Annotated in this window: 8 protein-coding genes; 2 read left to right on the top strand and 6 right to left on the bottom strand. The window is 45.0% G+C overall.

Annotation, left to right across the window (positions count from 1 at the left end; all coding sequences use genetic code 11):
- Nucleotides 1-267 precede the first annotated feature (267 nt).
- The 6 genes from ACXAFM_RS01870 to ACXAFM_RS01895 all read right to left on the bottom strand — a co-directional run bounded on the left by ACXAFM_RS01870 (nt 268) and on the right by ACXAFM_RS01895 (nt 10,159).
- A complete protein-coding gene (locus tag ACXAFM_RS01870) occupies nt 268-1,080 on the bottom strand; it encodes a hypothetical protein (protein ID WP_474826390.1) in 813 nt (270 codons plus the stop codon).
- A 27-nt stretch (nt 1,081-1,107) separates the two neighbouring features.
- Nucleotides 1,108-1,902 (bottom strand): tRNA pseudouridine(38-40) synthase TruA, encoded by a 795-nt coding sequence (gene truA, locus ACXAFM_RS01875; RefSeq protein WP_474826392.1) that lies wholly within the window; start codon nt 1,900-1,902, stop codon nt 1,108-1,110.
- Nucleotides 1,903-2,105: 203 nt separating this feature from the next.
- On the bottom strand, nt 2,106-6,368 hold the full coding sequence (locus tag ACXAFM_RS01880; RefSeq protein WP_474833036.1) for a FimV/HubP family polar landmark protein: 4,263 nt from the start codon (nt 6,366-6,368) through the stop codon (nt 2,106-2,108).
- 542 nt (nt 6,369-6,910) lie between these two features.
- Nucleotides 6,911-7,927, bottom strand: a complete 1,017-nt coding sequence (locus ACXAFM_RS01885) for an aspartate-semialdehyde dehydrogenase (protein WP_014979671.1) — start codon at nt 7,925-7,927, stop codon at nt 6,911-6,913.
- Nucleotides 7,928-7,956: 29 nt separating this feature from the next.
- Complete coding sequence (locus ACXAFM_RS01890) at nt 7,957-9,165, bottom strand: 4-phosphoerythronate dehydrogenase (protein WP_474833039.1); 1,209 nt, start codon at nt 9,163-9,165, stop codon at nt 7,957-7,959.
- Between the two features lie 238 nt (nt 9,166-9,403).
- Nucleotides 9,404-10,159 (bottom strand): class II aldolase/adducin family protein, encoded by a 756-nt coding sequence (locus ACXAFM_RS01895; protein ID WP_474826398.1) that lies wholly within the window; start codon nt 10,157-10,159, stop codon nt 9,404-9,406.
- Between the two features lie 176 nt (nt 10,160-10,335).
- On the opposite strand from ACXAFM_RS01895, the gene ACXAFM_RS01900 reads away from it, so the two are divergent.
- A complete protein-coding gene (locus ACXAFM_RS01900) occupies nt 10,336-11,025 on the top strand; it encodes a Crp/Fnr family transcriptional regulator (RefSeq protein ID WP_474826400.1) in 690 nt (229 codons plus the stop codon).
- A 403-nt stretch (nt 11,026-11,428) separates the two neighbouring features.
- Complete coding sequence (locus tag ACXAFM_RS01905; RefSeq protein WP_474826402.1) at nt 11,429-13,750, top strand: molybdopterin cofactor-binding domain-containing protein; 2,322 nt, start codon at nt 11,429-11,431, stop codon at nt 13,748-13,750.
- Nucleotides 13,751-13,753 lie beyond the last annotated feature (3 nt).

A 13,753-nucleotide genomic window follows, 5' to 3' on the forward strand; every position in this document is an offset into this window, starting at 1 on the left:
TTGTTTTTGTTTGCCGACCATGACGATTAATGTTTATTCATACTTGTGGTCAACAACGCATTAAATTTTTAAGTTTCATACTGTATTACAAAGAGAAAATACGTAACACAATAGAACAGCTACCTAATATAGCGCGCTATTAGACCACAATACAACGAAATGGAAAAAACAAAACTGGTCTTAGAAGTTGGCAGTCGATATCAGTAATGCTCACCGCTGTTAGCTTTTACTTAAATTATCACTGGCAAAATTCATAGAATGCTGGTTTCACCGAGCACCGTGACATGTAAGTTTTGGAAACCGATTAACACCTGAGTGACGTTCTAGCGAAAGTTGCCGTTGTCCACTTTCGACAAAGTGCTTCAGCGCACTATCTATTTTATTTTTGAGAGAGTTTAAATCAGAACGAATAACAAACACTAAACGAACCCGGCTAACAATGTTAGGAGACTGATAGAATTCTGAAGAACAAAACACCTTGTTAAACATAACAGCACGCGCGTTGTGTTCATTCATTATCGTGAAGTCACAACGCCCTTTCGACATCATCATAGCCATTGTAAGTTGGCTACTTGAGTCAACCCTCTGAATGCTGTCTTCTTTTGTCCCAAAGAACTGCTGTAAAACGGGATAAGTAAAGCCGTATCTAGTACAGATACTAGAGGATAAGTTTTCCTCAGGTACAAATGGCCCTTCAAAATTTGAAGTTGAGTAGATATAGCTGTCATGCTTTATCAACTCTTCGCTAAACAGAAAGTCGTTCGGTTTACTTATCCAACTTTCAGAAGATAAAAACAAATCTATCGATGACGATTTTAATAAATCTTCGCTTCTAGCACGATTCGAGTCCAAATAAACGATACGAAACTGATTCGATAGCTCATCCGAGTTAAAAAAATCGACGACTATGCCTTCATAGCGTTTTGAGTTCTCATCATAATATAAATATGGGGCAGCACCTGGTGTGTTAACCGCGAAACGTATGCTAGGTTTTTTATCTTTTATATCAGCACCGCACTCTAATGCCGTTAAACACAATAACAAACCAAAAGTTTTTGATAAAAATTGAAACGTGGTCACAATACTTCCTTGTACACATCGACAGTGTTATGTGCAATCTGGCAGAAACAGTGGTCCCAAGGGCCCTTTAGGCAGGTTATGCTCTTCAGGATAAGTTACGTCTACCAGGTACAAACCATTTGGCTTCGCCGTGGCTGCCGATTTGCTTCTATCTTTTAAACTTAGCAGATGAGCAACCCAATTTACATCTTGCTCCCCCGCCCCAATTTCGACCAGCGCGCCAGTGATATTGCGAACCATGTGATGCAAGAACGCATTGGCACGAATATCAATAATCACATAGCGACCTTGGCGATACACACTTACATCGGTCACATTGCGAAACGGGGTTTTACTTTGGCACAATGCTGCGCGAAACGACGTAAAGTCCTGTTCACCCAATAGCGCTTGGGCGGCAAGGTCCATTTTCTTCTCGTCTAATTCACGGTGAATGTGGGTAACACCCGAGTTCAAAATTGCTGGGCGCATTTTTGCATTATGGATAACGTAGCGATAGCGGCGATGGGTAGCAGAAAAACGAGCATGAAAATCATCGCTTACGTTTTTCGCCCAGGTAACAGCAACAGAGTTTGGAAGATTTGCGTTAACCCCAAGCGTCCATGCGCGCTCTGACCGTGGAGCATCACAACTGAAGTGAACCACTTGTCCAGTCGCGTGCACACCTGCGTCGGTACGTCCAGCGCATTGCACTTCAATAGGTTGGTTGGCTACTGTCGATAGTGCCTTTTCAAGATGCTCTTGAACACTCGGTACTTCGCGCTGGCGTTGCCAACCGTAAACTGCAGCACCGTCGTATTCAATCCCTAAGGCAATTCGCCCCATATCAGTTTTACCCCGTCTCTTAAAAGGCGCTAAGTGTAGTCATCTCGCTTACAACATGCAATGCTGCTTATAATCAAAGCCCAGCCACTGCATGGCAAATAAATGCAAGTTGATGAAATCAAAAGCGGCCTGTATATCCTATCAATATACAGGCCGCTAAATACGACAATCAATGCAGGTTTACGCCTACTCCTACAAGCGAATTAGGTAATCTTTTGTAGAATTGAGGCCGCTTCCTGCTTTTGTTCTTCGCTGCCTTCTTTCATTACTTCTTCAAGCAACTCTTTCGCAGCATCTGCATCTTCCATTTCAATATATGCACGAGCCAAATCTAAATTCGCGTTTTGCCCCGCATCTTTATCAATATCAATTACCGTGTCATCGTCAGATACACCAGTAAAGTCAGATAAACTCACATCCAGGTCTAGCGCTTGGCTATCTGGATCAGTGGCATCTGAATCGTCGCCATCGTCCATCAGCGCTTCTACGTCAAGGAAATCTTCGGAAGATGTTGGAGAGTCACTATCAGCATCGACGTCGCTAAGTAAAGCAGCCAAATCTAAGTCAGGATTATCAAGCTTCAGCTCTTCCTCTTGTTCCTTTTCAGGCTCTGCTTTTTCTACATCCTGCTGGTCCTCTTCAATTTCCGTAGGCGTGGCGATATCTAAGTCCACATCATCTGGAATGTCGAGGTCGTCTAACGCTAGTTCAGAGTCATCGTCTTCAAGGGCGAAAGTTTCTTCTTCATTATCATCCTGCGCTGATTCTAGGTCGTCGCCATCATCTAACTCAAGAGTTTCGTCGTTTTCATCTATCTCGAAGGTATCATCGTTTTCCGTTGATTTAAGATTGTCATCGACATTCTCTTCCAACTCAAACGTAGCTTCGTCATCAGCTTCCTGTTCAGGTTCGAATGTATCTTCATCGCTCTCTGCGACTGATTCTTGTGTATCTTCATTTTCGATGTCGCTTGGATCTGCGGCATCGCCTGACTCAAGGCTCTGGAGAAGTTCATCAAACTCAGCACTGTCTAGGTCATCGAGTATCTCATTGTCGTCGACAGCATCATCGTCATCGGAGCTAGACAACCAATCGCCGAGGCCTGGCACGTCATCAAGTTCATTGAATTCTTGTTCTTTACTATTATCTGAGTCACTCTCGTTTAAGTCTGGCTCTTCGGGTTGCTGGTTACTTTCATCAACACCGTCGACTTCTTGCTCAAGCTCAAAACTATCTATTTCATCGAATGCTGCATCTAACAGACTGTCGTCGTACTCGTCGCCGTCTTCTTCTACTGATGGCTCTGATTCGTCGCTAGAGACATCGTCAATTGACGGCTTTTCGTCCGCAAATGGCTTCTCTTCCGCTGATGGCTTCTCTTCCGCTGATGGCTCCGTATCACCGAAAGAAGGAATGTCGTCCATCATTTGTTTCTCGAACGCTTCAATGGCGTCGTCTAATGGGTCGTCAGAATCGCCCTCGCCACTTTCGGGATCAAATTCCGGCTCGACCTCAGCTTCTTGTTCTTCTTCGAATTCCAGCTCTGATTCGGTCTCAGGCTGAAACTCTAACTCTGCCTCTAATTCAGGCTCTAGTTCTGACTCTATATCGGTATCTTGGTCAGGCTCTACTTCAGCACCCAACTCCGGTTGCGCATCTGGCTCTGGCTCTGGCTCTGGCTCTGGCTCTGGCTCTGGCTCTGGCTCTGGCTCTGGCTCTGGCTCTGGCTCTGGCTCTGGCTCTGGCTCTGCATTATCGTCATCAGCGTCAGCTTCCACCTCAACCTTATCTTCAGGTGCTAACTCTCCTTCTTCTGATTCCGTATTAAAGTCTAGTTCTGATTCAGGCTCAGGCTGAGATTCCAGCTCTGCTTCTAATACAGGCTCTAGTTCTGAACCTATGTCGGCATCTTGTTCGGGCTCTACTTCTGTGCCTAACTCTGGTTGTTCTTCTAGCGCTGGCTCTAATTCTTCAGGTTGTGCAATGATTTCGCTAGTAGCATCAAATACTGCGTCTGTATCACCTTCAGACTCTATTTCAGATTCAAGTTCAGAAAGTAATTCGTCTGTCAACTGGTCTACATCTTCGCTGGTTTTAGATTCCTCAGCTTCTAGTTCAGCGAGAAGCTCATCAGTTAGAGGGTCGCTTAAATCGTCTTCGCCTTCTTCGTTATCAGAAACCGTAAAGTCTGCATCTTCATCGTAAGCTTCAGGGTCAGCGCTTGGACTAACTTCTGGTTCCCCCTCCAGCTCGGCTTCAAGCTCAGCGAGCAACTCGTCGGTAAATGGGTCATCAAAGTCGCCATCGTCTTCTGCTTGAGAAGGTAATTCATTTGAAGTGTCTTCATCACGTTCTTCGAACTCATCTAATACTGAATCACTTACCTCTTGCGATTCTTGATCTGCTGAAAGTTCTTTCTCCGCTGAAGGCTCCTCACCATCTGAAGGCTCTTCCAAATATTCATCTTCCGCTTGGAGCTCAGCAATAAGGTCGTCGGATAGAGGGTCACTTAAATCAGCATCAGTTTCTATTTCGTCGGTGGCGATTTCATCTAAATCATCAGTAATGGGATCAAGGCTTTGAATTGACTGAGGTGACGGTGCCGCTGTAGTTATCTCACCTTCCAGGTCATCTTTGTCTTCATCATCTTCTTCGCCTAAACCACCCATCATTTCAATTTGCTCTATTTCGTTAAGCAAGTCGTCGGTGATTTTATCTATTTCTTTGTTTTGCTGATTTATCTCGTCGTCGAGCTTACTCAGCATGTCTTCATTGATAAGGTCGTCGTTGCTGTCTAACTCATCGGTTAGATCTGCATCAACACCATGCTCTTCAAGCAAATCGTCAATGCTTATTTCTGGCTTGTCGTCCTCATCTTCTACGCTTGGCAGAGATGCAGCACTTTCTTCCTCTTCTTCCGAGTCAGGCGCCGGATCTACCGAGCTTGCAAGCAAGGCGTCTATATCGTCTTCATCAACGTTTTCAGAATCGGCTGCCCCATTAACCTCAGCCAATACATCATCAGGGTCTACTTCATCGGATTCATCAGACTCAACACTTTCCGACTTATCAACGTCTTGGCTTTGCACATCGTCAAGCAAGTCATCAATATCGAAATCGTCGTCATCATCTGTCGCAACTTCCTCCGTGGCCGCTGCCTCTTGCTCGCCATCTTCAACAGCATCTTCATCAAAGATGTCGTCATCACCTGAAAGGTCAAAGCCTTCAAGATCATCTGCTTCTTTTTCATTTAATACCTTGTCTGACAAATCATCATCGTCAAACAAGCTATCTAATTCGCTCTGATCGAGTTCATCGGCTCCCGCTTCAAACAAATCATCGTTGTCATCGCCTGGCACCAACATGTCGTCTTCAAGATCGGCAAATGTTTCTAATTCATCATCTAAGCTTTCTTCCAAATCAGAGGTAAGGACGTCGTCAAGCAAGTCGTCATCATTGAACAAGTCATCATCTGATAACTCCGCTTTGTCATCTAAATCTGGAGCTAAGGCACTTGAAAGATCGTCAATGTCAGTATCTGGCACCGGAACTTCGTCGTTATCAGCTGTGATAGTGGGCCCAGTCGAGGGCGCTTCCTCAGGCTTACTGTTGCGTTTAAGCAGCCACATGATTAGGCCACCTACCAACAATAGCGACAGAATTGCAGAGCCAATGATCAAGCCTAACGGACTGGTAAGTGCGCTTAAAAACGAAGACTGTTTTTCTGCTTCGCGCTGAGCCTGCTCGGCTTTAATCATTTCGAGCAGTTCTTGCTGAAGTGCCACTTGCATATCGAGCTGGCTCTTAACATCGCCTTCAACCTGGCTACGCAAGGTTTCTAGCTCACCGTTTACGGCTTCAACGCGTTCATATAAACGTTTATTTTCATTCAATATTGCCTCAACGTTTTCTAGCGAAGCGGCAAATTGCATACGTAATTCATCGAATTGACGAGTCTGTTCCTGATCTAAGCGGTTGATCTTTTGCTCAATGTCAGTTTGTGTTTGAGTGAGGTCTTGCTGGTTGACTAACGGTGATACAGGCTTGATATTTTTTACGCTACTACCGGGCTTATTAAGCGCTTCAGCAAATGCCCTATCGTCTTGCTCTGCTCGCATTTGCGCTTTTTGTTTGTCGATTCTGGCAATATAACGCTCGGACGGCAGCTTCAAAACTGCGCCATCTACTAATAAGTTTAAGTTGCCATTTTCAAATGCATTGGGGTTGAGTTCATAAATAGCAGCCATAACCTGATAGACACTCAGGTTATTGTTTTGACGATAGCGCTCGGCAATACGCCAGAGGGTATCGTTAGCATCAATAGGTCCATACTCTAGACCAGAATATAGATCAGTTGCGTCTTTCGGACCTTTTAAGAAGGTAGCGCGTTCTTGTGCATCAACAGTGATTACAGGGCCAGACAAACATAATGTGAGTAAAAGTAAGCCCGTCAAATGCAATTTCATAGCAGTCCTATATGCCCTCAAGCGTCTTTACCACCCGGTTCGTGTGGGCGGATTTTTTAGCCAATCACCACAAAAGAATATATTGGCTTTTATTTTTATTCTTAAGCCACCTTGAAGCCATTAATCATCAAGCTAGCGTTTTACAGTCATTATGAACTTAGCAATAAGATTTGTTTGCGCTTTTTATAGTTATTACTGTTCGCCTAAGTGCCTGACTGACTATTGTTTTTAAGTTTGTTCTGTTCCTAACCTTACAAACTATAAACCAGTTATTAAGGGTGATCTAGTTAGACAGTAGTATTGGTCTAATCTAATGCTTGAAGTTTTGCTAAATGCTGCATATTTATTGACCTGAGATTTATCTTCTCATCGCGTTAAGCAAGCCAAATTCGCTATACGTTTTCTCTTTTACAATGCAACAGACGCATTCTTTTCATCGCAACAAACACCCTGCTTAGTTTGCGTATCGGCAAGCACAGAAAAATGTTTACCTTTTCCTGTGCTTATCCATTCAATCAGAGGAAGAGCCTCTGCTAAAGCCTTTACAAGTAATCGCGAATTAGCGTCTCAGCAATTTGGATGCTGTTTGTCGCTGCACCTTTGCGGATGTTGTCTGAAACCACCCATAAATTTAAGCCACAAGGGTGAGTAATGTCGTTTCTAATTCTACCCACGTGCACAATGTCGTTACCGCTTGCGCTGCTAACCTGAGTTGGGAACTGCTCATTTCCGTCGTACACGGTAACTCCTGGTGCATCGGCTAGAAGCTCTTTAACATGCTGCGCATCTATTGGCGAACGCGTTTCAAGGTGAATAGCTTCAGCATGACCATAGAAGACAGGTACACGCACAGCCGTCGCATTTACCAAAATACTTTGATCGCCCATAATTTTTTGGGTTTCCCACAGCATTTTCATTTCTTCTTTGGTGTAATCGTTGTCTTGGAATACGTCGATTTGAGGGATAACGTTAAAGGCAATTTGGCGACTAAACGATTCTGGCTTTACTTCACGTGCGTTTAGCAAACCTGCGGTTTGTTTAGCCAGCTCTTCCATAGCCTCTTTACCTGCACCAGAGACCGACTGGTACGTGCACACGTTAATACGGTCAATACCAACGGCGTCTTGAATAGGTTTAAGCGCAACCAACATTTGAATGGTTGAGCAATTTGGGTTTGCAATAATGTTTCTATTGCGAAACTCTGCCAGTGCATGAGCGTTAACTTCTGGCACCACAAGTGGGATATCTGGCTCATAACGAAACTCTGAAGTATTGTCGATAACAATACAGCCTTCCTCTGCGGCTAGCGGAGCAAATTTTGCTGAGATACTTCCACCGGCTGAGAAAAAGCCAAATTGCACTAATGACCAGTCGAAATCATCAGCATCTAATACTTCAATGTCTTCGCCTTTAAACGATACAGTACTACCAGCTGAACGTTTACTGGCAAGAGGATACAAACGATTTACCGGAAAGTCTCGCTCTTCTAATAGTTCAATCATGGTTTGGCCCACTAAACCAGTTGCGCCAAGTACCGCTACGTCAAACGCTTGCGACATAATGCTTTATGCTCCTAATAAGAAAATAACTAAACCAGACTAACGAAAAAGCCTAGCTTGGTGAAAGTGTTTTGAATTTGTTTACTGGTGTTCTTTGACAAGTGTAACGTATAGGCGCTGCACTCGCGACGTACTCTGTATTGCTTGCGCAGTGCAGAAAACGTATTTGCTAAGTCAGATTTCGCCTTTTCGTTATTTTTTGATGTTGATGGAAAAGCGTTTCGCGTTATTTCGTCATCAATAGCAACATCGTACACCTTGTGAAATACCGCAGTAAGATCTTCAACCGATAACCGAGATGCTTCTGGCGATGCTAACTCAGCGTTTATTGGGTTGGTCTTATCTAGAAAATCGCTGAGTTCTTTATCTAGAGCTGTGCCCGCTACCTCACAAATCTGCTCGTAAATCATTTGCGTACCGCGCACTTTGCCTTCTACAGAATGCCCCGCGATATGTGGTGTAACGAACCAAACATAGTCAAATAATGCTGTATTTATGGCAGGTTCATTATCGAACACATCGAGAACCACCGTTGGCGCCTGTTCTTGTTGAAGCAGGTTAAGTAGTGCCTCTTCATCTATAACTTCGCCCCGGCATGCATTTATAAGCAGCTGGTTTGACATTAATCCTTCCAGAAACGCTTCGTCTATCATCTGATATGTAGGATATTCGCCGCCTTTAATAAAAGGCACGTGAAGCGAGATAACATCGCACTTTGCTATTTGCGTTAGGTCTACAAATGACTGACCGTTATGCTCCTTCTTACCAGATTTTGCTAGCGCTTGCTGTAGCGGTGGGTCATACAGACAGTGGTTAACGCCAATTACCGTTAAAATTCTTGATAATGCAGTTCCCACATTACCAGCACCTACTATTCCCACTGTCGCATTATATAAATCGAGCTTTTGGGCTTTTTGCGCATGTAATAAAACACTTAACACGTACTCGGCAACCGCAACCGCATTACAGCCTGCTGCACTGCTATGCATAATACCCACGCTATCTAAATGCGTTTTATCTAGATGATTGGTTCCCGCTGTTGCCGTAGCAACAAACTTAAGCTTGTTAGCACTAGTCAGCAGTTCAGGGGTAACCTTGGTAGTAGAACGCAGCGCAAGAATATCTACATCGCGCAGCATTTCAGGCACAAGAGATTGCCATGCATAGGTTTCAACCTCACCTACGCTATTAAGGTAATCGGTGCCAAACGGAATGGTATCTTCAAGAAGTATTTTCATGGCGCTAAGTGTACCTCAAGTTAGGCTTTTAGTAACCCAGCGCCCCCGATTTATCTTGTCGGTGATTCGTTTAATTTACGTCATTATGATGCACGTTTAGCCGCCATATCAAAGAGGCGGCCGAAGTTTATACAATCTTTTAAACCGGGAACGCTTAAAGCGAAAGCGCTTTAGCTCGCGTTTTTTGTCCACCTCACCCTTTGCGATCGTGGTATTGGATAACGTTAACTTTAAATAGTTACTTATCGTATCCAGGGAAACGGCGTTCAACGCGTCGTTTAATACCCGGCCATGCTAACGAACCACCAGCCTGCCGGGTAACTTGATCGGCTTGTGTACGAATGCCATCTAGAATTGCAGAGTGAATTGGAATAAGCGGTTTGCCTGTGGCCTGCGCTTTTAACTGAATTTCACAGGCACGCTGCATGATAAACATAAACAAAAAGGCATCGGGAATATTGTCTGCACAGGTTAAAAGCCCGTGATTGCGCAAAATCATAAATTGGGTATCGCCTAGGTCGCGAACCAGCCGCGCTTTTTCTTCTGGATTTAACGCCACCCCTTCATAGGCATGATAAGAAAGGGACGCTAGTGGAAAAAGGGACTGCTGCGAGTAAGGCTGCAACCCTTCTTCTAAAATAGATACCGCCACGCCTTCTGCTGTATGCAAATGCAACACGCATTTGGCATCGTCACGTGCTTCATGAACAGCGCTGTGAATAGTAAAACCCGCAGGGTTAATGTCGTATTCGCTTTCCATCACCTTATTGCCGTTAAGGTCAACTTTTACTAGGCTGGATGCCGTAACTTCATCAAACATTAAACCGTATGGGTTAATTAAAAAATGATGTTCAGGCCCAGGAACACGGGCAGAAATGTGAGTGAAAATAAGGTCGTCCCAACCATACATAGCAACTGCGCGGTAACACGCGGCAAGGTCAACACGGGTTTGCCATTCTTCACTGCTAACTTTCGACTTTACTGAATCTGTCATAGCTTTACTCTTTTAACGTACAAATTAATTTCATTTGAGCCGGGTGAGCCTTAATTGAAAGGCTCGATACCACGAGCGCCTCAATGAAACTTCCATTTACTTTCTCTTACCGCCTACATTACGCGCAGTAATTGCTATACACTGTCGGATATACGACATTGTAAGACATTTGTTAAATGGAAAAATTTAAACCTGTTCTGACTAGCTCTACGTGGTTTAGCGAGATGCCGCCCTATTTACAGGAAGCCATGTTCGAAAAGATGCGTCTTAAGCATTTAAAAGCAGGGCAACAACTGCATGCCAAAGGTGAAGACGGTGTAGGTTTTTATGGTGTGTGCGAAGGCCGTTTAAGAGTTGTTACGGTAGGTGTAGATGGCCGCGAAATGCTATTCGCGTTACTTGGGCCCGGCACCTGGTTTGGTGAAATATCAATGTTTGACGACCTCCCCCGTACTCACGACAACTTCTGTGAGACAAACTCCGTCGTTGCTATAATTCAAAAAAACGCGTTTAAGGCATTACTTGAACAGTATCCAGAACTGTATCCGCATTTTACTCGTCTTTTATGCACGCGAGTACGCAGTGCATTTCAGTTTATTGACTCAAGTGCAGGGCTTAGCCTTAAGCACCAGCTGGTAAAAAGGCTATTGATGCTTACCACCAGCTATGGTCAGCATTTGCCTAAACACAACACGATTACGCTAACGCTTTCGCAAGAGTCTTTGGCGCAAATGATAAATAGTAGTAGGCAAACGGTTAATCAGCTTTTAGGTGAGCTTGAAAGTGAAGGTTTACTGAAACGACATTACGGGAAAATCACCATTCCCGAGCCAGATACTTTGTTTAGTCGTTACCAGTTTATTTGACCGAAATTTGTCGCTGAACTTCACTCGGTTCTAGAAAAAAAGATATTACCGGACCAATTATCCTTGTAGGCCATTCATTTGGCGGGTAAACATGCAACGCTACGCCCTCACCTATCCCGAATATATAGACGCTTTGGTGTTGGTAGACTCAGCCCATGAAGATCAGATTGATGAGATGCCTCAAACGAATTCTCTTCAACTATCCAACTCACAAAAAACATGCTCCATACATAAGGGAAAACCCCTATTTAGTATTACTTATTATTAATGTTTAATAAATTATACTTTATGATAACGTTTCGTTAACAGGTATTTAGCAAGCTGCAATTACCTGAATTAAATAAACGACTTTCCTTAAGGTTAAGTTTAGCTATCGAAGGTCTTGAACTGTAACGGAGAATTTATGACAAAAAGCAACCATGCAGAACAAGTAGACACGATTACCTCCTCACAGATACATGATCAATCCGATAGTGATGAAGAACACATTGTCGAGGCAGAAAACGTCGGACGAAGAAAATTTATTGGTTACATGCTCAAGGGCTCGAGTTTTGCCGTTGCGTTACATATAACCGGCGGTGCTCTTCGCCCTCAGGGTGCCAACGCCCAGTTGTTAGGAATACCTGAGCTTGCAGATGAACTGGATTTAACAGATCTGTTGCTTATCTCCGGTGACCCTTTCTACTACGATTATTTAATTAAGATAACGAGTGATAACCGCGTCCGTTTTGAGCTTCCACGAATGGAAGTGGGGCAAGGTATATTAACCGCTGCAATGATGATTCTTGCCGAAGAGCTGGACGTTGAAATGTCCTCCATTGATGCGACTTTATCTCCGGCAGAAATCAGACGAGCGACTGGTCAAATTACAGGAGGCTCTCACGCCGTAACCTCTCTTTGGGATCCGTTGCGCAAGGTCGCGGCAGCGCTGTTACATAAAATAAAATTGTCAGCCGCAGTGCATTTCGGGGTTTCTGTGAACGAAATTAGCACAAAAAATGGCTTTGCAATTGATAACGATGGCAGCCGCATTGCTTACTCTGAGCTCACCGCAGGTGTTGAGGGACGCAACGATGCAGCTCGACTGGCAAAGCCTAAAGACCCGTCTCAATACAAAATTATCGGTACGCCGCAAAAGCGGGCTGACGCGCGCGATATTGTTACCGGCAAACTAGATTTCGCGATGGATCTCGATATACCAGACGCGATGCCCACCGTGGTCGCTAGGCCACCCAGCTTAGGTGGTTGCGTGATCACGTTTGACGATTCTGAGGCAATAGGCCTGCCCGGTGTCCTTGCCATCAAAGAAGTTCCGTTGGATGTTGATGCAAATTCCTCTGGCGTGGCCGTTGTTGCGCGTTCCTTTGGCGAAGCTTTTCGGGCGCGTGATGCACTTAATATTACATGGAGTGCGGGTGCTGCCGAACATCTATCTGACGCGGAGGTCATAGAGCAGTTACGTGCGATAAACCTGCCAACCTTACCTAAAATCCCTCTGGCTACCGATTCGGTTGGCGGCGAGTTCATCTTTCCTTATTTGGCGCATGCCCCTATGGAAACCATGACAGCAGTTGCCGATGCAACCGGCTCAAAGATCAGGGTATGGACTGGCGCCAAGACGCCACTTGCAGCACAAGCCAAAATTGCGCGCGAACTTGGAGTCTTACCCACTGACGTCGAGGTGAATGTCATTCAGAGCGGCGGCTCATTTGGCCGTCGCTTATTTTTTGATGCAGCAGTTGAAGGCGCGCGTATTTCACAAATTGTAAACCGCCCCATCAAACTTATGTTTACCCGACAGGACGACACAAAGTTTGGCCGCGCACGACCGCTCAGCTTGCATAATGTAAAAGCGACTTACACTAGAGGTTTTTTATTCGGCAAAAAAGTGTTGTCGTTTGACCATCGAGCTGCGACCGCTGAATTGGATCTCGAACATGGCTTTGGCGACGGTATTACTGCATTGGGAGGGGAATTAGCGCCCGCTGCTTTCAGCCAGACAGTCTGGCACTCAACGCAACTAGTGCAATATAAGTTTGGTGTAACTTCCTTGCTGCTAAACGAAAAAAAATTCGTTGTGCCAACATCCTCTTGGCGCGGCATCTACTCCGGCACAGCTGCCGTCGCAAACGAGATAGTTGTTGACGAATTGGCACGCGCAATGAACATGGACGAATGCCAGTTCAGATTACAAATGCTTGATGATGAGCGTTCCAAAGCTGTTCTGCGGAAAGTTTCTCGAGAGGGCAAGTGGGGAAGGAGAATGAAAAAAGGACGTGCCCAGGGCCTCGGGTTACATAAAGAGTATAAGTCTCGAGCTGCCGTGCTTGTTGAATTACAAACGTTCAAAAATCCGGAGAAAGAAAGTAAAGTCACTAAGATTGTTGTTGCGCTGGATGTGAACCGAGTATTAAATCCCACCGGCCTTGAGGCGCAAGTTATCGGTGCGGCAACCGACGCCATTACCTACATGATTCGCACCAGTTTACACCTCGACAATGGCGCAATACGCGAGAGCAGTTACGGCGATTTTGAAATTGCTCGAATGCGCAACACGCCACCAAAGATCGAAGTGTATTTTATGCCGCCTAACGGAGAAACACCGGGAGGTGCAGGCGAGTTAGTAGTTCCTGCGGCGGCAGCGGCGATAGCCAACGCATTTGCCAGGGCGACGGGTATTGCACCACGTCGTTTTCCTCTTCGTGACTTCTATCCAGAGGGTTAATTC

It is taken from the genome of Alteromonas sp. ABD4_190 (assembly GCF_056160105.1).